This window comes from Geminisphaera colitermitum TAV2, from assembly GCF_000171235.2.
Lineage (GTDB): Bacteria > Verrucomicrobiota > Verrucomicrobiia > Opitutales > Opitutaceae > Geminisphaera > Geminisphaera colitermitum.
Map to the genome: position 1 here is coordinate 1 of NZ_ABEA03000050.1, position 19,353 is coordinate 19,353.

General features: G+C 55.1%; 10 protein-coding genes. 2 read left to right on the forward strand and 8 right to left on the reverse strand.

The annotated features are described in order from the left end of the window. Together purL and OBACDRAFT_RS26280 are read left to right on the forward strand one after the other, a co-directional pair. Positions 1 to 2,859 (forward strand): phosphoribosylformylglycinamidine synthase (gene purL / locus OBACDRAFT_RS06130; RefSeq protein ID WP_043583797.1); only part of this gene is annotated, 2,859 nt, incomplete at its 5' end. A gap of 80 nt (positions 2,860 to 2,939) precedes the next feature. Continuing rightward, positions 2,940 to 4,028, forward strand: coding sequence for an IS4 family transposase (locus OBACDRAFT_RS26280; RefSeq protein ID WP_081721811.1), 1,089 nt, complete (start codon positions 2,940 to 2,942; stop codon positions 4,026 to 4,028). Between the two features lie 26 nt (positions 4,029 to 4,054). Here the strand turns inward: OBACDRAFT_RS26280 and OBACDRAFT_RS06145 are convergent, their stop codons facing one another. The 8 genes from OBACDRAFT_RS06145 to OBACDRAFT_RS06190 all read right to left on the reverse strand — a co-directional run bounded on the left by OBACDRAFT_RS06145 (position 4,055) and on the right by OBACDRAFT_RS06190 (position 19,349). After that, positions 4,055 to 5,383, reverse strand: coding sequence for an IS5-like element ISOpb2 family transposase (locus tag OBACDRAFT_RS06145; protein ID WP_043582089.1), 1,329 nt, complete (start codon positions 5,381 to 5,383; stop codon positions 4,055 to 4,057). A gap of 409 nt (positions 5,384 to 5,792) precedes the next feature. Continuing rightward, positions 5,793 to 6,425: a hypothetical protein gene (locus OBACDRAFT_RS06150; protein WP_043583799.1), complete on the reverse strand. Its 633-nt coding sequence runs from the start codon at positions 6,423 to 6,425 to the stop codon at positions 5,793 to 5,795. A 126-nt stretch (positions 6,426 to 6,551) separates the two neighbouring features. Continuing rightward, positions 6,552 to 13,295, reverse strand: coding sequence for a putative Ig domain-containing protein (locus tag OBACDRAFT_RS06155; protein ID WP_198529850.1), 6,744 nt, complete (start codon positions 13,293 to 13,295; stop codon positions 6,552 to 6,554). Positions 13,296 to 13,396: 101 nt separating this feature from the next. Then, positions 13,397 to 13,960, reverse strand: coding sequence for an ORF6N domain-containing protein (locus OBACDRAFT_RS06170; RefSeq protein ID WP_043583808.1), 564 nt, complete (start codon positions 13,958 to 13,960; stop codon positions 13,397 to 13,399). 26 nt (positions 13,961 to 13,986) lie between these two features. Continuing rightward, positions 13,987 to 14,268 carry a hypothetical protein gene (locus tag OBACDRAFT_RS06175; protein WP_043583810.1) on the reverse strand — a complete coding sequence of 94 codons (282 nt, stop codon included), beginning with the start codon at positions 14,266 to 14,268 and terminating at the stop codon, positions 13,987 to 13,989. A 225-nt stretch (positions 14,269 to 14,493) separates the two neighbouring features. Beyond that, positions 14,494 to 17,280, reverse strand: a complete 2,787-nt coding sequence (locus OBACDRAFT_RS06180) for a type II and III secretion system protein (protein WP_043583812.1) — start codon at positions 17,278 to 17,280, stop codon at positions 14,494 to 14,496. Positions 17,281 to 17,355: 75 nt separating this feature from the next. After that, positions 17,356 to 18,285: a hypothetical protein gene (locus OBACDRAFT_RS06185; protein WP_043583814.1), complete on the reverse strand. Its 930-nt coding sequence runs from the start codon at positions 18,283 to 18,285 to the stop codon at positions 17,356 to 17,358. Positions 18,286 to 18,287: 2 nt separating this feature from the next. Next, positions 18,288 to 19,349: an Amuc_1100 family pilus-like protein gene (locus OBACDRAFT_RS06190; protein ID WP_052361320.1), complete on the reverse strand. Its 1,062-nt coding sequence runs from the start codon at positions 19,347 to 19,349 to the stop codon at positions 18,288 to 18,290. Between the last annotated feature and the right edge of the window lie 4 nt (positions 19,350 to 19,353).

The window sequence follows — 19,353 nt, forward strand, 5'->3', positions numbered from 1 at the left end:
ACCGCGCCCACCTCCGAAATCCGCGGCTACCACAAACCCATCATGCTCGCCGGAGGCCTCGGCAACATCCAACCCGGCCACGTCAACAAAGGCATCATCAACCCCGGCGACCACCTCATCGTCCTCGGCGGCCCCGCCATGCTCATCGGACTCGGCGGCGGCGCGGCCAGCTCCATGGCCAGCGGCTCCGGCCAGGCCGACCTCGACTACGCCAGCGTCCAACGCGAAAACCCCGAAATGCAACGCCGCTGCCAGGAAGTCATCGACCGCTGCTGGGCCCTCGGCGAACAAAACCCCATCAGCTTCATCCACGACGTCGGCGCCGGAGGCATCTCCAACGCCCTCCCCGAACTCGTCAACGACGGCGGACGCGGCGGCCACTTCGACCTCCGCCAAGTCCCCAACGACGAACCCGGCATGTCCCCCCTCGAAATCTGGTGCAACGAATCCCAAGAACGCTACGTCCTCGCCGTCCCCGCCGACCGGATACAAACCTTCACCCAACTCTGCCAGCGCGAACGCTGCCCCTACGCCATTGTTGGCACCGCCACCGAGGAAAAACGCCTCATCCTTGACGACCCCCACTTCAAGAACACCCCCATCGACATGCCCCTCGAAGTCCTCCTCGGCAAACCCCCGCGCATGCACCGCAGCGAGACCACCCTCACCCGCCCCCAACACCCCCTCGACCTCAACCACCTCCCCCTCGCCGAAGCCGCCCACCGCGTCCTCGCCCACCCCACCGTTGCCGACAAAACCTTCCTCATCTCCATTGGCGACCGCACCGTCACCGGCCTCATCTCGCGCGACCAAATGGTCGGCCCCTGGCAAGTCCCCGTCGCCGACTGCGCCGTCACTGCCACCGCCTTTGACGTTTACACCGGCGAAGCCATGTCGATGGGCGAACGCACACCCGTAGCCGTCAACAACGCCGCAGCCTCCGCCCGCCTCGCCGTTGGCGAAGCCCTCACCAACCTCGCCGCCGCCGCCATCCCCGACCTCGGACGCGTCAACCTCTCCGCCAACTGGATGGCCGCCCCCGCAGTCCCCGGCGACGCCGCCGACCTCTACGCCGCCGTCCACGCCGTCGGCATGGAACTCTGTCCCGCCCTCGGCATCACCATCCCCGTTGGCAAAGACTCCATGAGCATGTCCACCCTCTGGACCGACAAAGACCCTGTCACCGGAAAACAACTACAAAAACGCATCACTGCCCCCATCTCCCTCATCGTCTCCGCCTTCGCCCCCGTAGCCGACATCCGCAAAACCCTCACCCCCCAACTCCTCCACCCCACCGACACCGACGCCAACGGCGCCCCCATTGGCACCACCACCCTCCTCCTCATCGACCTCGGACGCGGCAAAAACCGACTCGGCGGCTCCATCCTCGCCCAAGTCGCCAGCCAGACCGGCGACGCCACGCCCGACGTGGACAACCCCGCCGACCTCAAAAATTTCTGGCGCGCCATCCAAACCCTCAACGCCGACGACAAAATCCTCGCCTACCACGACCGCTCCGACGGAGGCCTCTTTGCCGCCGCCGTCGAAATGGCCTTTGCTGGCAACACCGGCGTGGACCTCGAACTCCCCCCCGGCCCCGTCAAACTCACCCGCGACCACCAGGACGCCACCAGCCAACTCTTCAACGAAGAACTCGGAGCCATCATCCAAATACGCGACACCGACCTCGACGACGTCTGCCTCCTCCTCCGCGAACACGGCTTCAAAACCTGCACCCACCGTATTGGAACCCTCAATACACACCACGCCCTCCGCATCAAACAAGGCAGCGCTGGCGACCGCATTATTTTCAACGAAAACCTCACCGCCCTCCGCGCCATCTGGAGCGACACCACCCGCCGCATAGCCGCCCTCCGTGACAACCCCGACTGCGCCGAATCCGAATACCAACTCAAACTCGACCCCACCAACCCCGGCCTCACACCCAAAATCCTTTTCAAATATGCCGGAGAACAAGACAAAGACTCACGCAGAGACGCAGAGACGCAGAGTCAAAATCCGGTTCTCTGCGCCTCTGCGCCTCTGCGTGAAACCATCTCCGTAAACAAAAAAAGTTGTCCCCGCATCGCCATTCTCCGCGAGCAAGGCGTGAACGGCCAAATCGAAATGGCCGCAGCCTTTACCCGCGCCGGCTTCCGCGCGGTGGACGTCCACATGACCGACATCCTCAGCGGACGCATCACCCTGCGCGACTTCCGCGGCCTCGTTGCCTGCGGCGGATTCAGTTACGGCGACGTCCTTGGAGCCGGTGAAGGCTGGGCCAAGAGCATCCTCTTCAACCCCCGCGCCCGCGACGAATTCAGCGCCTACTTTGCCCGTCCCGACACCTTTGCCCTCGGCGTCTGCAACGGCTGCCAGATGATGAGCAACCTCCACGAAATCATTCCCGGAGCCGACGCCTGGCCCCGATTCGTGCAAAACAAATCCGAACGCTTTGAAGCCCGCGTCGCCTCACTACGCATCGAAAAAACCCCCAGCCTCCTCTTTGCTGGCATGGAAGGCAGCGTCCTCCCCATAGCTGTTGCGCACGGCGAAGGTTTTGCAGAATTCCCCACTGCCGACGCCGCCGACACCTTTTCCACGACCAGCGGACTCGTTGCAGCCCGCTACGTGGACAACAACCACCGCGTCACTGAAAAATATCCCCTCAACCCCAACGGCAGCCCGCACGGTATCACCGCCATCACTACACGCGACGGACGCGTGACGATCATGATGCCACATCCCGAACGCGTATTCCGCACCGTGCAACAAAGCTGGTATCCAAAAACCTGGCTAGCCCACGACGACGCCCCTTGGATTCGCCTCTTCCGCAACGCGCGGACGTGGGTTGGGTGACCAAGGAGGGCGGGTCTCCCGACCTATACGCGCTAACATGTTGTCTTTACATGGGAGGAGGAAACGGGTAGATAGGTGGGATGAAAAAGACATGGATGACGGAAGAGTGGGGGCTGGTGAAGGGGCTGCTGCCGGAAGGGTGGGAGGTGGCGGCCAGGGAGCAAGGAGCGTTCAAGCAGGCCAAGGGGATAAGAACGGCGGAGGAGTTGCTCAGGCTGATATTGATGCACGCTGGGAGCGGGCTGTCGTTGAGGCATGCGGTGGCGAGGGGGGCGGCGGCAGGGTTGCCGGAGGTCTCGGATGTGGCGTTGCTCAAGAGGCTGAGGAACGCGGAGGGTTGGCTGAGGTGGATGAGCGTAAGGTTGCTTGAGCAGCAGGCCGGACAGCCGAGGTGGTCGAGATTGCCGGAAGGGTGGACGGCGGTGGCGGTGGACAGCACGACCATAGAGGAATCCGGAGCAAGCGGAACGGACTGGAGACTGCATTATGCGATCGGACTGCCCAGCCTGTTTTGCGAACAGGCCGAACTGACCGACAACAAGGGGGGCGAAAGTCTGTGCCGTTACAAGGTGCGCAAGGGGGATTTGTTTTTGGGCGACCGGAATTTTTGCCGAGCCCCGCAGATCAGGCATGTGATGGATCATCAGGGGGCGGTCCTGTTACGCTGGCACAGCACCAGTCTGCCCTTGTTTGACCAGCAGGGGCATGCGCTGGACGTTCCCGCATGGCTGGCCCAGTTGCGTTCCCGTCAGTGCTCCGAACTGCCCGTCTTCCTCAAGGACGGCACCGCCTTGCGCCTGTGCGCCCTTCGCGTCAGCCCACAGGCCGCCCAACGCGAACGAGCCAAAATCAGGCTCAGCGCCAAAAAAAACGGCCGCAAACCCTCCTGCCAGTGCCTGTGCATGGCTGATTACATTGTCGTTGTCACTTCCCTGCCCTCCTCTTGCCTGGACTCCCGCGGCATCCTCCAACTCTACCGCCTGCGCTGGCAGATCGAACTGGCTTTCAAACGCCTCAAATCACTCCTGAACACTGGCCACGTCCCAAAAAAAGACCCCCTCAGCTCCCGCTCATGGCTCCAAGCCAAATTACTCACCTGCTTGCTCATCGAAAAATCCCTCCTCCAATCAGAGGTTTTTTCCCCCTGGGGATTCATCCTCCCTGACTAACTCGTCGGTGCTGAGGAAGGGCGGTATTAAGCGAGTTTGAAGCATGGCGAGGTGCGCAAGGCGGGAAAAAGCGCGAGCAGAAGGCGGGAAAAAAAGGCCAAAAGGAAAGCCAGGAGCTTTCCGAAGTTCATCGCGGCGGCGCTGAGGATGGCATTGACCTTGTCTCCGATCAATCCGCGTAACTTGTTGCGCTCCATACGATGTTCATTCTTGAGATGTCCGATTGTCGGCTCAATGGCGGCACGGCGTTTCATCCAGCGCCAGACTCGTTTGGGGATTTTCCCTCGCCTGCGTTTGTCCACGATCACCTCCACCGGCCCCTCATAATTGTGCCCTCGATAACCCATGTCCACGTGCGCCGTTTTCGGCCCCTGTTTTTCAATATAGAGCCGTTTTACCTGCTCCATTTGCGCTTCAAGCGTGTGCCCATCATACGGATTGTCTGGCATACATAACGCTCCCAACAGCCAGCCTCCCTTGCTCGTCGATGCCACACTTACCTTCTGTCCAAATTCATATTTCTTTCCCGATTTCCCTTTCGATATGCATTTCACCTTTGGCTCATGCACACTATACACTTTGTTTTTGTCTGCTGTCTTTTGTTTGTAAATTTGCTTGCTCGTCTCCAGCAACCCTTGCAATGCCGCCACAGGCTTTTGTCTCTCTATCTCTCGTATCACACGGCCCAGATTCGTCCTCAGTTTCCTCACACATGCCTTCGTTCTCTTCATCTTTCGGCTATGCATATAGCGCCCGGCCATCATCAATAATCCCCTCCCTACCCGTTCATAACTCTGCTTCACTTTCAGCCCGGCTTTCCGCGCTTCCTTCACCAGCCTCTCCCTCGCCCGATCATACGATCTCGCATCGGTCGGATAACGTATCTCCTTGGTTTGCACCGTCGTGTCAACGTTGATATGCACCACCTGCACCGGCTTTAACCCCTTCATCCTCACCGCGCTCTCTATCGTCTGCTTGAGCATCTGTTCGGCTCCACTCTCCCCCAATCTCTTCCTCCACCTCGTCATGCTCGACGAGTCTATCGGCTTCTCATGCTCAAAATACTGCATCCCCGATAAATATTGCCAATATGGATTCTCCACCCAATGCTCCAGCACCTCTTCGTCGCTCAGATCATATTGATACTTCAAATAATGTAACGATACCATCAACCTCGTCCCCAACCCGGGCTGCCCCAACCTCTCATGATACGTCGGCCCCAAATGCTTGTCAAACTCGGCCCAGTTTATATTCCCGGCCAGCTTCACCATCGGATGGTTCATGTTCACCAACATTATTAACTCCATCTTGAACATTTCCCTCTGTCTCTCGTGCTTGTTTTCCTTTGGCTTCATCTTTTTCCCAGATTTTCTTTATAAATTGCCCTTTTCTGGGAAAATCTCACTCCAGTCTCAAGCGTTAACTTGCTCCTTGATAGGAAATTAAATGGTTCTTCAGCACCGACTAACTCCAGATGGACTGAGTTTGTCTTCGCTCGCGATTGTCTCCTCTCTTGTCTGGCCATCCCTCTCTCCCTAAGCCTCTTCCTTCTCTGCGGCCATCGCCTACGCGGTTCCCTCGGCTACCCTCCTCTCAAGCGCATCCCCCACCGTATCCTCATCAAATCTTAACATGTTAGCGCTTATAGGTCTCCCGACCCGCCGACGGCACGAAGTGCCGCCCATCCGAATGGCGTGGCGACGCCACGTCTGGCGGGTCAGGAGACCCGCCCTCCAAAGTGACATTCCAACTTCGCAAACGGTATCACTTGCTGCTCCAGCGCTGCTTCGCCGTATTCACTGCCGCGCGCCAAGCATCCGGTTTGTCGCCCAAATCCTGATCCAAGAGAAACGTCAGATGCTCTTGAGCCTCTTTGCGCAGAGCCTCCTCTTTGCGCCCTAAAAAAACCAAACATAAATCGGCCTGCGTAGCCAAAGACCGGTTCAAAGCATCTTTGAATAAATCATCTCCCAAGTCCTCGTTCAATTTGGGGGAACCCGCCAACGTGAAAAGGACACTTTCGTCTTCTTCTGTCGTCAAATTCAGCAGATGAGCCAAAGCCTCACTTCTCGAGCTCGCCGGAGTTGACTCGTTCAAGATAACGACCGAGAGACGCCGAACCAACTCCGCATCGGACAACGCCGTGTTCCCCACTAACCCCCCAACATCATCTGCATCTGCAGACTGATCTGCATCTGTAATTGCCGTAGTCCTCGTCCCCTGCCGCCCACCACGATCCTGCGTCATGGGGACCTCTTCTTTATTCTGGTGGTCGGATGCTGAATCCCTTGAAGGAGACTTCAGATAAAACACCACAAGGAGAGCTCCCAAAACGATAATGAATGAGAAAATGATTCCGCGACGACTACGGGATTTTTGAGGAGTAGGATTGGACATAGGTAAAAAGGATTTGATTAACCACACGCGAAAAAGTTCGAAACAGAAAAGGCCATTCAGGGTTGATAAAAAAACTCCCGCAACGGCGTAAGTTGCGGGAGTCGTAAGTCACGGCATCCAGTAGAATTATTCCTGAATCGTCACATCAAGCGGGCCAAACCCGGACGGATAGAGTTTATCCGAAGGCTTCGCTGGCTTGTTCCAGAGGATGTCGCTGAAGGGAGCATCGAAACGCCCATTGGTGAGGTTGAGTTCACCCGTGAAGTAACCACCGGGTGTCTTGTAGGGATTGGTGTAGATCAGATAAGTGCGAACGCCTCCCACATCACCCGAGCCCGTGGTGGACGCTGTGATCTTGGAACCATCCGCCCCCGTTCCCTTAAACGACAGGACGTTCTTCTTGCTGATCGTGATCGTGGCTGAGCCCTCCACCAGCATATCCGTGTTATCGAAGAAGTAGAACGGAGCGTCCACCTCCTCAATCGTCACGTAATGCTTGCTGGCATTGGCAGTCGATGAAATCTGCACGATTTGATCCTCAGTATAAGTTACACCTCCTCCCAAGCTCAGAGTGGTAACAGTGCCTGACACCGGAGATCCATTGCCATCTGTCAACGTGGCCGTGGCGGTTCCGCTGCCAGAAGGCGTCGGGATTGCCACCGACAAGCTCAACGCAGTATTGTTAATCCCCGTGCTCAATGTGGCTTTGGTTTGATCAGCACTGAGAGTAAAATATCCGCGCATCGAATAGGTTTTATTCGTGCCATTATACGTCAGCTTGCCCGTATAAGAACCATTGTCAGCAATGGTAAGGGTCAATTGTCCTGCCCCGCCAAAATTGACAACATAAGAACCGGCGACGGGGAATTTTTCCACGACAAAGGTCAATTCGTACCAAGCACTTACATTGCTGCCCACCTTTGAGCGAACTTTGATGGTATAGGTGCCCGGCTTGGCCGTGATGGTGCCAGTAATCTCACCTGTGCTCTTATTGAGCTTCAAGCCCTTGGGCAATTTCTGGGCTTCATAAGTCAAACCGGAAGCCGCCGGGTCCGTGTTTTTGATGGAACCAGTAAATATACCTGTGCCCAAGGTGGAGCTAAAGCTGCCCGAGACCATACCTGGCGGCAAGGGAGGATTGATGATTATGACTTGCTCGACCTTGTTGCTCGAGATTTTCCCGATCTTGCTCCAATACTCCACCTTGTAGGCATTCGACTTCGCGGTTACCGTACCATAAACCTGCCCGGTGTTCTTATCGATCTTCAACCCCTTGGGCAGGCCCTTGGCATAATAGGTGATATCACCTGCCATCGCACTGGAATTGGCGATGGTGAAGAGGACCGATTCACCCAGATCAAGGGTCAGCGATGCAACCGCAAGTTGCGGCGCAGGGGGAGCCACTTGGATCGTGGCAACCTTACTGGTAACTGCATTCTGGGTATTGCGAACCACTACCTTGTATTTTGCGGCATCCGAGCCGGTGACATTAGAGATCGTCAAGGTGCTTGTGTTACTGCCCTGAATTCGTCCAGAGACATCGACCAAAGCATTATCACCTTTATACCATTGGTATATTGGTTCGATCACACCCGCCCCGCTCACGGCAACCGTCAAGGTAAATTGCTCGCTTGCGCCAGTTTGGACAGTCTGGCTCTTGGGCTGGGTTACGATCTTGAGTTTGCTTTCCGAAGCCGGCCGATTGCTGGCATCTTCTGCGTAATAATTCGCAACCGTGACCAAGCCACGCTTGGAATCCTTCGCCACCGTAACATATTTATTTACTTCTGCGATCGTCGGTTGTTCTCCGGTCAGCGCCAAGATCGTGGTGGCAACCTGTGCTCTATAGAACAGTTCAGACTGAATGTCCTTGCTATTGGTAAGCCATTCCTGAACAGCCGTGGCATGCTTGGTATAATGAAGATTCTGGGTAATGGTTCCACTCAAGGAATCATATCCTATGATCGGCTCAAACCACGTGCTAACCAGTGAATCTATTTCACTCTGTCGCTTGGGTTTGGAGCCCTGAACATTCACATAGGTGCGCAAGGCAAATTCCGTAACATGCGTACTCCAGATCGCCTTGTTTTTTGCGAGCACGACAGGATCGCTTGTATCGAAATCACTATACCCAATATCAGGAACAAATGAGCCCGGATATTGAGCGGCATAGGCCGAAGACATCAGTAGATATTTTATATAGGTGGCATAGTCTGCTGTAGTATATTCACCAGTGATGGGTTCAAAAAGCATCCCCCCCACATAACTGGGATAGGACACCACTCCCGTTACCAAACGAATGCCATAAATGTAATCCTCATAGTTTGGATAGTGGCCCATCACCGCCAGATAGGCGGGGATAACTATGCTGGGCCATGCACCAGAGGAAGTGTATCCACCGGCCGTCAACAGAGCCGCTGCAATCTCGGCTTCAGTGGCATTATCACCCAATTGACCGCGCAGAGCATCGATTTTATCGGCTGTTGGCGAGCGTCCATAAATTTTATAGAAAATATCATTTATAGTGCCAACAATCGGCGGGACTATAGGTTCGTGAACCTGAACTTTGATGGAGGCCTTGGCCTGTTTGCCATTGCTGTCAACCGCAGTCGCAGTGAAGGTATAGATGCCGGGCTCACTGGGTATGGCGGAATACCGATAGGTTTTTCCGCTAACATAAGTCGCATTGCCCAAGGTCGTATCTCCAATGGAAATAGTGACACTGACAATACGAAGCAAGGTGCTGGGTGTGCTGGCCTCGATCAGCAGCTCCAGCGTCTCACCGCGATTCATGGAGTAGGGAGAAGTGGCAGGACTTTTAATGACGATTTGCGGCAGTGGATCGGAAATTGTAACCGAAAGCGTATCCGACTTGCGGGCACCCTGACTATCAATCGCCGTGGCTTTGAGTGAGTAGGTGCCAGCGCTATATTGAGACGGGTTGAGTTCAACGCTCCAGACGTCGCCATTGCGCGTGGCACCGGGCAAAATCTGCCCGTCAAAGTCAAACACGACGTTGGTGATGGTGGCTGGTGCCACCGCGGTTGCGGTCGCACGGATAATGACACTGGTGTCACTGCTCAGGAAGGCCGCGCTGCCATCACCCGAACCATCGGGGTCTTGGATCGTAATAGTAGGTAATCCCGCAGCGCTGGCCAGCACGGTAATCGTCAGATCCTTGGTTGTGCTGTTTCCATTATTAGGATCGGTTGCGATGACACGGAATACCACTTCGCCAGCAGTCGCATCGGCAGCGGTGGGCGGCCATGTTGTTGTATAAGTGCCGCTAACACCTGTCGGGGTGGGAACCAGCACGGCAACTTCAGTGCTATTCCTGAGAATCTTCGCAGCGACTGAGGGGCTCGACTGTGTCGCCGGATTTCCGGCAACGGCAGTGAAGATGAAATTGACGGGTATGCCGACAAAGACAGGGTCATCCGCCCGGCTATCATCAATACTGTGCGACGGCGTTATAATGGTGACGTTCGGAACATCGGCCCCCTTGACTTTTATATCAACCTTATTGGAGACGATGGCGTTGCCCGTGGCATCGGTCACGATTGCCTGCAAGGCGTAGGCACCACCTGCGGATGGATTATAAGTAGTAGACCATTCGCCTGTCCATGTAGCGCCGTCACTTGATGACCATGATGCAATGCGATGCCCGTTGGAATAGATAACCGCCCTTGTGATCGTGCTCGTGCCTTCAGGATCGGTGGCCATGACCTTGATGGCGATGGGATCGCCGATTTCGCTCTCATCGGGAACCGAAGGCGAGGCGGCAAGCGTGACCGTGGGTTTTTGACTCGTGGGAACAATGACTTGAACAGACTTTATGTCCGAGATGGTCACGTTCCCATTGTTGTCGGTGACCACGGCATAGATTTGCGAATACCCCGCAGTCATGGGAGCTGTCCACAAGGCACTTGCGCTGCCATCAGACACCACCTTGGCCGTGGGATTCTCCCCCTGAATCTGATCGTCGGTAAGACCTGTGTAGGGTGTTCCTACTGTTTCAGTGATATTTGTCAGCCTCACCCCATCAGCAAAAATCTCAACGGAAACGATGTTCCCCTTGACGATATTGCCACTTTCTTCATTCAAGTCAGCGCCATCGAAAGCAGTCACTTCGATAAACTTGGAAGAGCCAAAGGGAGCTGCTGCGGTGTCAACCGTGATGGTCACGGTGGGCGCAGCCCCCTTCTCTGGAGTGACCGCCGTGCCAACCTTGCGGTCAACAAGATAGATGTCGCGTTTACCATTGGTATCCTGCGGCCACTGGTTGGATTTGCCGAAAAGAATACCTCCATTATTGTTGGCCAACGTAGTAAAAGCCACGTAGCGGCCATCCTGACTGATAGCGGTATTATGGCTGGCGGCGGTTGCTGTATCGTCTATTACCCAGCCAGTGGGTTCGCCGAATTTGTTTCGGGAAACAAGTTCATTGCCATCTGCCAGGAGGGCCGAGACCGTAGCCTCACCGCCCGACCCGATGGTGACGGACGGCATATGTGTATAACCACTGCCCGAATCAAGGAGGTCCACACGAATCACGCGACCATCTTGGACAATGGCAATCGCCTTCGCACCAGTTCCCCCTCCACCCGTAATTGTCACTTTCAAGGTGCCATCCAGTTCACCTTGGTCAGAAACGATGCCTGTATTGGAGGTAAGACCAGTGAAACCTACAATGCCTGTATCACGAATATAAATATCGGCGGCGGCATTGGTATCCACATAACTTTCAGGATAGTAACTTCGGAGATAATCACCCGATTCAAGTTCAATCACCTCGGCGTTAAAAGTCGCTCCACTCCCCCCCGTACCGCCAACCTGAACTGTCAGCACTCCGGGTGAGGAATCGCCAGTATCAACATTGTTTTGACTGCGAGGCAGCACATTTGCCGAGGTAAAATCCGCTATTCCATTTGTAACGGGAACCGTTGTGGTGACAATGATTGTGGGTCCCTTCAAGATTGTAATCGGAATGGTTGCACCCGTGTAGCCCGAACCGGGCGTATCTAATGTAAGTTGGACATACTTTGTATAAGTTCTGGTATCCAAGACGTCCGTGAGTTCAAGAGGAAACACAACACCATCGGAACGGGTCACTGATGCAGGTTGCATGGAAACACCGCTCGCAGTGGTTCTAAAACCCACATAACGAGCGTTGCCATTGATGATCGGCTCAATCGCGTCGTCAGGCGAAAAAAAGCCTCCATTGGTTTGGGAGACCAAACTCAATGTCATATTGTTTACTCTGTCTCTATTGGCGTTTTCTCCGTCAAACCAACGATTAACCAACCACACTTGAGCTGTATTTAAAAAATTTGGGAGACCACTAGGCGAGCGGAGATAGTTTCCTCCACTGGCACTGAAGCGGGCACGTGTGCCAAAGGCGACATACCGCCCATCTTTGCTAATGACCGGATTAAAAGATTCGCGGTCCAATTCAAAAAAAGAACCGGCTGTAGTATCACTATCACGTCCCAATGATATCCACTGTGTTTTTCCAATGGGGCCATCGCTTGCGTGTATTTCTTTTACGACAATTTCAGTTGTGTTTAATGTCTTGGTAACACCTGAGCTTGTCGGAGATACGGGTAAATTCCCCCCCAATGTTCTGAAAACAATCCACCTGGCATCCGCACTGACACTGGCTTGACTGCTCATGCTGCTTCCATATACCCCACCTTCGGAAACACTGACGGGAGCAATCCACTCAAAATTCATTTCCTCGGACAAACGCACGGCATAAATATCGCGAACGCCATTGGTGTCGGCCTGTTTGATGGAAACATTAGTATCATCAACACGAACAAAATTGCTGGCATCGCTCTCAAAAGTGACCATGTAATATCCATTGCCCTCAGCATCCGTTGCTCGATCACTGATCGAAGGGACAAAGCTGCCATAATTGCCTTGAGAATCCAACGAGGTAACCGGGAAGATCTTGTTTGGAATAGAAATGCGTTTTATGGCTCCCGTTCTCACTCCATAGACAAAAATGTCATTTTGATTATTCAGATCATAATCGACAAGGTTGGTCGCGGCGGATTGGAAAACGACATAACGTCCATCGGGAGAGATTTGCGGATTGCGGCTTTCTTGGGTGCCCGCGCGATTGGCCCGCTGGGAAATCAAGATAGTTTTGTTTAGGAGTAAATCGCGAAGGTAAACTTGCATGATGCGGCGTCCGCTACTGTCGGTGGGGAGGGTAATGGTATTGTCATCCACAAGACCAAACGCCTCTGAATGGAAGACGACATAACGCCCGTCATTGCTGATGGAAGGGTTTTCGGAGTATTCATCCACCGTGCCGACGGTGGTGCCGAGTCTGCTAGTGACTAGTCCGACAGTCGGCGAATCCACTGAACGAATATTGACCCGCGCACTATTAGCCGAAATGGTATTGAGCTTGGTTGTGTCGAGCGGACCTACCGCCTCGGAAATAAGATAATAGTTTCCGGTAAAATTGCGCGGAAGCACCACCGTTATGGTTCTTGTGTGCTCAAAATTTCGCGTGACCTCTTCCGTGCCAGTAAAATCAAAGAAAGTGAGTTTGAAATTATCCTGATTTCCCGGATTACCGTCCGTGGTAAGATAAACGGTAACGCGGACAGGGTGTCTTGGCTCAGGTGGCGACCATTCGGTGCCGGGAGTTGTGCGTCCATAGGTGACGTTGAGGGTAATAGGGTCGCCCGGCAGGAGATCGACATGCTGGTCCCCGACCAGTTGAACGTTACTGGTAACCGTGGTTGCTGCCTGAAGATTTGAGGCAGTAAACGCACTGACTACTGATAGTAGAAAAGCAGTTAACAGCAATCGTGGGTTGAGGCAAAAACGCAGGAAAACTGATATGTATTCCATGATGATATTTAGGGATGCTTTTCTATTTTTCATATAAAGGGAGAGGAGGGGACGGTTTTTCGATGAGAAAGATTTAAGGTAGGGAAATGGGATTTGGGATTTTAGAAGACACCATTTTCATTTTCGGGTTTTCGTTTAATGGTGTGTTTAAGTTTCATCACTGCGAAATTGATTTCAAAACTGGTTTCGGTGTCCGTGGTTTTCATTCCCTCGCCAAGAATATCCGTCATCATTTCGCCGCTTTTTTCCATCAGCGACTGCTGTTTCGATTTTTCCTTGGTTTGGGATAATTCGGCAAGAGCGCGGGAAAGTTCGCGGATTTTGGTGAACGTCTCAATGATCGCAATCGCGGTTTGCGTGGCCTGCGGACTCTTGAGAATGGTCGAAAGCATGTACAGTCCGCGTTCTGTAAATGCCTTTGTTGTTGCGGAGGAATGTCTTATGCCGAACCGGTCAAAATTTTTGACTAGTTTACGCCGTTCATCATGACCAAGCTCAATAATATATCCCTTGGGGAATTTGTCAGGGTTGTTTCGGACCGCTTGATTTACATGTTTTGTTTCAACTCCATACAAGGCAGCGACATCAAAATCCAGCAGCGCAGGATGCCCTCGAACAGAGATGAGCTTCTCCTCCACTTGGCTTAATTTGACGATTTCGTTCATGATGGATACGTCAGGTTTTTAGACTGCTAGTTCTTCCCACCCCAACTTGAAGTCAAAATTTTTGACTTCAAGTTCAGTTGGCTACCATTTGTAGTCAACTGGTCGGAGAGGGAGATCGCTTTCACCATTTTGTTGACCTCAACAAAATGCTCGTGAACCGCCTTCCAGATATTTTCGCAAGCGATCAAGCCCAACGCGGTAAATGCCCTAGTCACTGCTGAGAAATGCGTTACATCGAACCGGTCGAAATTTTCGACCACCTCGTGTTTTTCATCCGCGACTTGTGAAATTCTGATGGTGGAGTCCATGTGGCTAGGGGCTAATGACTAGAGCATTTTCAGTTGAGTTGTGTCCGTTGTCTTAGCGGTAGGGAGGCCTCTCCGAGGCCTCCGTTGTGCGTGGTGAGAGAATGCGAAATTCATAGGTAGTTGGAGCGTGGTTTCGGAGGCCTCGGAGAGGCCTCCCTACCAAGTATAAAATGGCTACAATTTAAATGAAACGGCTCTAGATGCTAGTGACTAGTGACTAGAAACTTACTTTGCGCGGATGCGAGGTTCAGGACCAGCTGGAGTGACCAGCGTGGGGTTCTGGAACATGGAGTTGGGTTGAACACCTTGCAGCGGTTGCTTCTTGGGAGAGCCGCCGGGGCTGACCAAGTTGGCCGTCACGAAGACGAGGAGGTTGCGCTTTTGCGAGGATTCGCCCTTCGACTTGAAGAGGCGTCCAAGGAAAGGAATGTCACCGAGTATCGGAACCTTATCGTTGACCCGCTTCACTTCCTCACGAGTCAGACCACCCATGACCAGCGTAGCGCCGTCCCAGACGGTTACCTTGGTGGTGACTTCGCGGGTGGAGAAAATCGGTTGATAATAGCCAGAGGGTAGCGTGACAGTGGTATTGCCGGAAATGGCGACGCTGGAACCTCCGTATTCGATAAATCCTTCGAACTCGGTTACCTTGGGATTGAGATCAAGGGTGATCGAATAGTTGTCGTCTTCAACGGTGGGCGTGACGCGGAGTTCAACACCGACGTTGCGAGTGACAAATTCCTCAGGCGTGCCAGGAGTGATTGTCACACCAGCCGCACCGCCTCCATTGCCGCTGGAGGTACCGACTTCAGATTCAGTTTCGCCGTAGCTCTGTGGATAGCGAAGTTCTTGGGCGACTACCATGAAGGCGGGATTGCCGGAGAGGACGGTAACTTTGGGGGCACTCAGGAGGTCGGAGCCTTGTTTTTGAGCGATGGCGCGAATTTGGGCGGCGACATCGAAATTACCCATCACACCGGTGATTGAGGCGATGTTGCCAACCGCGCTGCCTGTATCAGCCGTGCCGGGAGTAGCAGGTGGTGAAAGAGGAACGTCAACCGTGCCAAACGGGGTAACGATCTGGCCCCCGCCACCGCTTGCCCCCGTCACGCCGAAGGCACCACTCAGAGAGCGAACCACGGTTCCGGTGCCAGCGTTGAACTTACCACTGAAGCTGTTGACCATCCATGAGATGCCAAGCTCATCAAGCGAGCCTTCTTGAACGTCCATGAACTTGGCTTCGATCTCGACTTGGCGAACGTCGTTGTAACGGGCGAGGATGTTGCGGACGCGCTCCAGATTGGCGGTCGTCTGGGTCACGTAAATCGCTGTGCCATCATAGGCGAGGGAGGCACCTTGGGTACCTTCGAAATTGACACCAGCGCTTTGCAAAAAGCGTTTGATGCCCTCGGCTTCGCCACCGGAACTGCCACCGCCGCCACCACCACCGCCGCCAGCGGCGAAGGGATCGGCACTGGCCGCCGCCGGAGTGGAGGCGCTGGAAGAGCCTACACCCGTCATGCGAAGAAGGGCCGCTTTGCTAATTGAGAAAACTTCCATTTCCAACATGAGGGTGCTGCTGCCACCCGGTCTGATGGTAACAACGTCGGTCACTTCATACCGATAGCCGACTGATTCCACCACAAGGTCGAGCACGCGCCGAAGGGGCATGCCACGGACACTGATGTTTACGGGCGGGTTTGTGTTGGATTGATCGAGAAGAACGATGTTAATGCGAGGGCTCGCCGCACTGATGGGAGTCTTGTCCTCTTCCTCGGCAAGGGCACTCAGCGTGCTGACGACTTGGGACAGTGGCATGTTGCGCAGGTCAACACTAGGCATGATTACTCGATCGAGTTTTTCACGCAGAACATTGAGGCTTGGAGTGGAGGGACCATCACCGAGCGGGCGTTCCTGATATACACCGGGACGCTGCCAAGCGTTGGCAATTTCTTCCAAGGCTTGGGCATTGGTCTTTTCGCGATTCTGACGTCCGGCTTGGGCTTTTTCCTGAGCGATGCGTTTGAGGAAATATTTAGCGGTAGGATCAGACGAGGAAAGGGTTTCCACGTGGCGGAAGGTATCCAGCGCACCTTCGACATCGCCTGCCAGATATTGGGCACGACCTTTGACGACGAGCTTCTGGAGATCCCTTTGCTCGGCGACAAACTGAGGGCTGACTTTCTCGATCGGGAAATTTTCCGGATCGGCTTCAGCGCTGGCAATTTTGGAAGCCTGTTTGGCCTGCTTTTTGCGCGCCTCGGCACTGGCAAGCGAAGCATTGGCGTAGGCTTCGAGGGCGGCACGAGAGCCATCAAGATCGCCTTGTTTGAGAAGATACTGGGATTTTTCCAGATAGAAGGTGCCTTTTTCTTTTTCCAACTGATCCACCGTGCTGGCGGTCAGGGTATTGTAAGGGAGGGTTTGGATGGTTTCGTTGATGGTATTGATCGCGTCGTCATAATCCCTGCCTTTGGCTTGGGCGCGGGCGAGTTTGCGCTGGGCGTCTGTACTTTTAACGAGTTCCTGAATCCGGGTTTCCTCGGCAAGGGCGAGTTCCGATGCGGGATCAAGCGGGGCGGCGGGAACTGCGGCGGCGACGGCAGCGGCAGCGGCGGGCGGGAGGACGAGTTCGCCTTGGGCATTCTTTTTGGGCGGGTAACTGACCTCGGCGATGGCCGGGACAGGGGCTGAGGCCGTGGCGGGGGCTTTCGCGGTGGGAGCAGTGCCCGAAGCAGGGGTGCCACCTTGAGAAAGGGAAGCGTTTACGTTCGCGAGCAGGCGCTGGACGGTGACGTCATCAGGCGCGAGTTTGCGAAGTTGCTCAAGATTCGTCTTGGCTGCCGCGAGGTCCCCGTTGTCACGGGCTCTCAGGGCATCAGCCATCAGCTTGATCTTGGTCTCGGTCTGGCTCTGCTGCTGCGCCGAGAGGTTGGAGGGAAGCGTCATCGCGAGCAGCGCGGAGGCGGCTAGTGCGGCGAGGAACGACTTGGGGAGGCGGATGGATTTCATCTAGGGGATTCGGGAAAAAAGGAGGGATTAGAGTGATTGTGGTTCGAAAAACGACTCAAAAAACGGTGGTGATGGTTAAAAACCAGGAAATGCGCTGCCGCCTGCGGGTGGCGGAGTAATGGTTTTACCAGGCGCACCGGCTGGTGAGTCGGCGTTGTCAGATTCGGATGTGGTTGATGGTTTGTGGATTTCGAGAACTTTGGTTTCAGGTTTAGCCTCTTCACCGGCTTTTTGTTTGGTGACCGTGGCTTTGGCCGGCTGGTCGGTGAGAATGTCCACTTTGTAAGTGATCTCCCCGTCTTTGAAGGATTCTCCGGCCTTGGCTTTGTATTCTTTGCCGCTGGCGGCGGCGCGGAAGGTGGCGGTGGACTGGGCTTGTTTGGCGCGCACGGCGCTGTTGATTTCGGTCTCTTCGCCGGTCTTGGTGTCGCGGACGGTGGCAATGGCGGCGGTGACGATCATGGGGGTGCCACCCTCACCGGCAGCGATGCGTTGTTTGCCGACGGTGAACTTGATGATTTCGAGGTCTAGCTCGGGGATTTTTTTGCCTGCGGTCCCAATGATGGTGCCTTGGGTGAGGACGTTTTGGAAAAAGCCCTTGGCAGTGTCGCCCGAGCCGGAATAACCGGTGAGTTGAAGACGGAAATCATCCCGCTCAACGGCCAGCAGGTCCAAACCGAAGGGATCCACTTTTATCTCTTCCTTGCCGCGAGGCGGCGTGACGGTGAAGGCCTTGGTGCCGACATCGTAAAAAATCACCGGCGGCGTGAAAACATCGAAGAGCCATTCCTTGCCCCGGGCCAGAGGCTGGGCCTCGGGCCAGCGTTTGGTCTCGATGTCGAGGGTGTCGATTTTTTCGGGTTCGTAGGGTTTGCCGCTGGTGGGAGCGTTGACCACGGCCGCATCGCCGAGGTCGGTTTCTTGAAACCAAGCCCAGGCACAGGAGCCAAGGAAGAGCAACCCGGCGGCCCCCAACAGGACTTTATCAGTGGTGGTGGCAGACATGTTCAGGATTCGGGTTGAGGTTGAGCGGCGGGAGCAGCGCCAGCATTGGTGGGGGTGGCGACTAGGTTAATAAACTCCACGGTGATGGTGAAGCGCGAGCGACCGGGCTGCACGAGCGGCTGGGGTTCGTTTTCCTTGGTTTTCTCTTCGGTGGTGGTCCCGAAGATGCCTCCAAATCCTTGTGGCCGGGCCTGAGGTCGGGGGGGGGGGGGGGGACTGCCGCCGCCGGGACCACCGGGCTTTTCCGCCCCGGCCGGAACGATCTCGACGCTGCGCACGACGACAGGCACTTCGAAGGTGGCCAGTTGATTCAAAAAAGTGCGGAGAGCGCTGGTGTAACCGACAAAAGTCAGACGGAAGGCAGTGGCATCAACGAAATTGGGAACCCGCGCGGAGATGCGGGGATCGATGTCGAAAAAGTCACCGCCATCACCGCCACCTGAGCCGGAGGCGGGGGGGGGGGGGGCGGCGGCCCCATCGGCTCCGGGAGCCGAAGGCGCGACTGGACGCTCGCGGTGGTAGCCCACGAGTTCAATGGGTTGCTCGGTGGTGTTGGCCGCGAACAGGGTCGTCAGGAGGTGCTCGGTGATGAGCCGTTGACGAAATACGACGGGGATCAGCGCCTCTTCAGGTCCATTGGTGTTGTAGCTGGCGAAACCGAAACGGAATCCGGGAGGGATGGCGACGCCAGCGGTTTGGGCGGCGACGCGCATGGTTTCGACAAATTGGGCAAACTGGAAGTAGGCCTCGGTCGAAGTCGCAGGCGGTATCGCCGTGAGAATTTTGCCGGCCGCGCTGCCACGACCACGCAGTTCCTGCTGGTAGGTGGCGAGGAGTTGGGTCATGCGCTGGAGATCCTCTTCCACAAGCCTGGCGTTCTCTTGGGACGGAAACGGATTTTTCCGCGCGAAACCCTGCAGGGTGTCCTCCCTCTGCTTGATCTGTTCCTGAGAGGTCGCATTGGTGCTGCGCAACGTCACGAGGAGCGTGGCCGCGCCAGCGGCGGCGAGGAACAGCACGGCGAGAGAGGAATAAAAAACGGGATGAGTTTTGAACTTGGCCATGGGT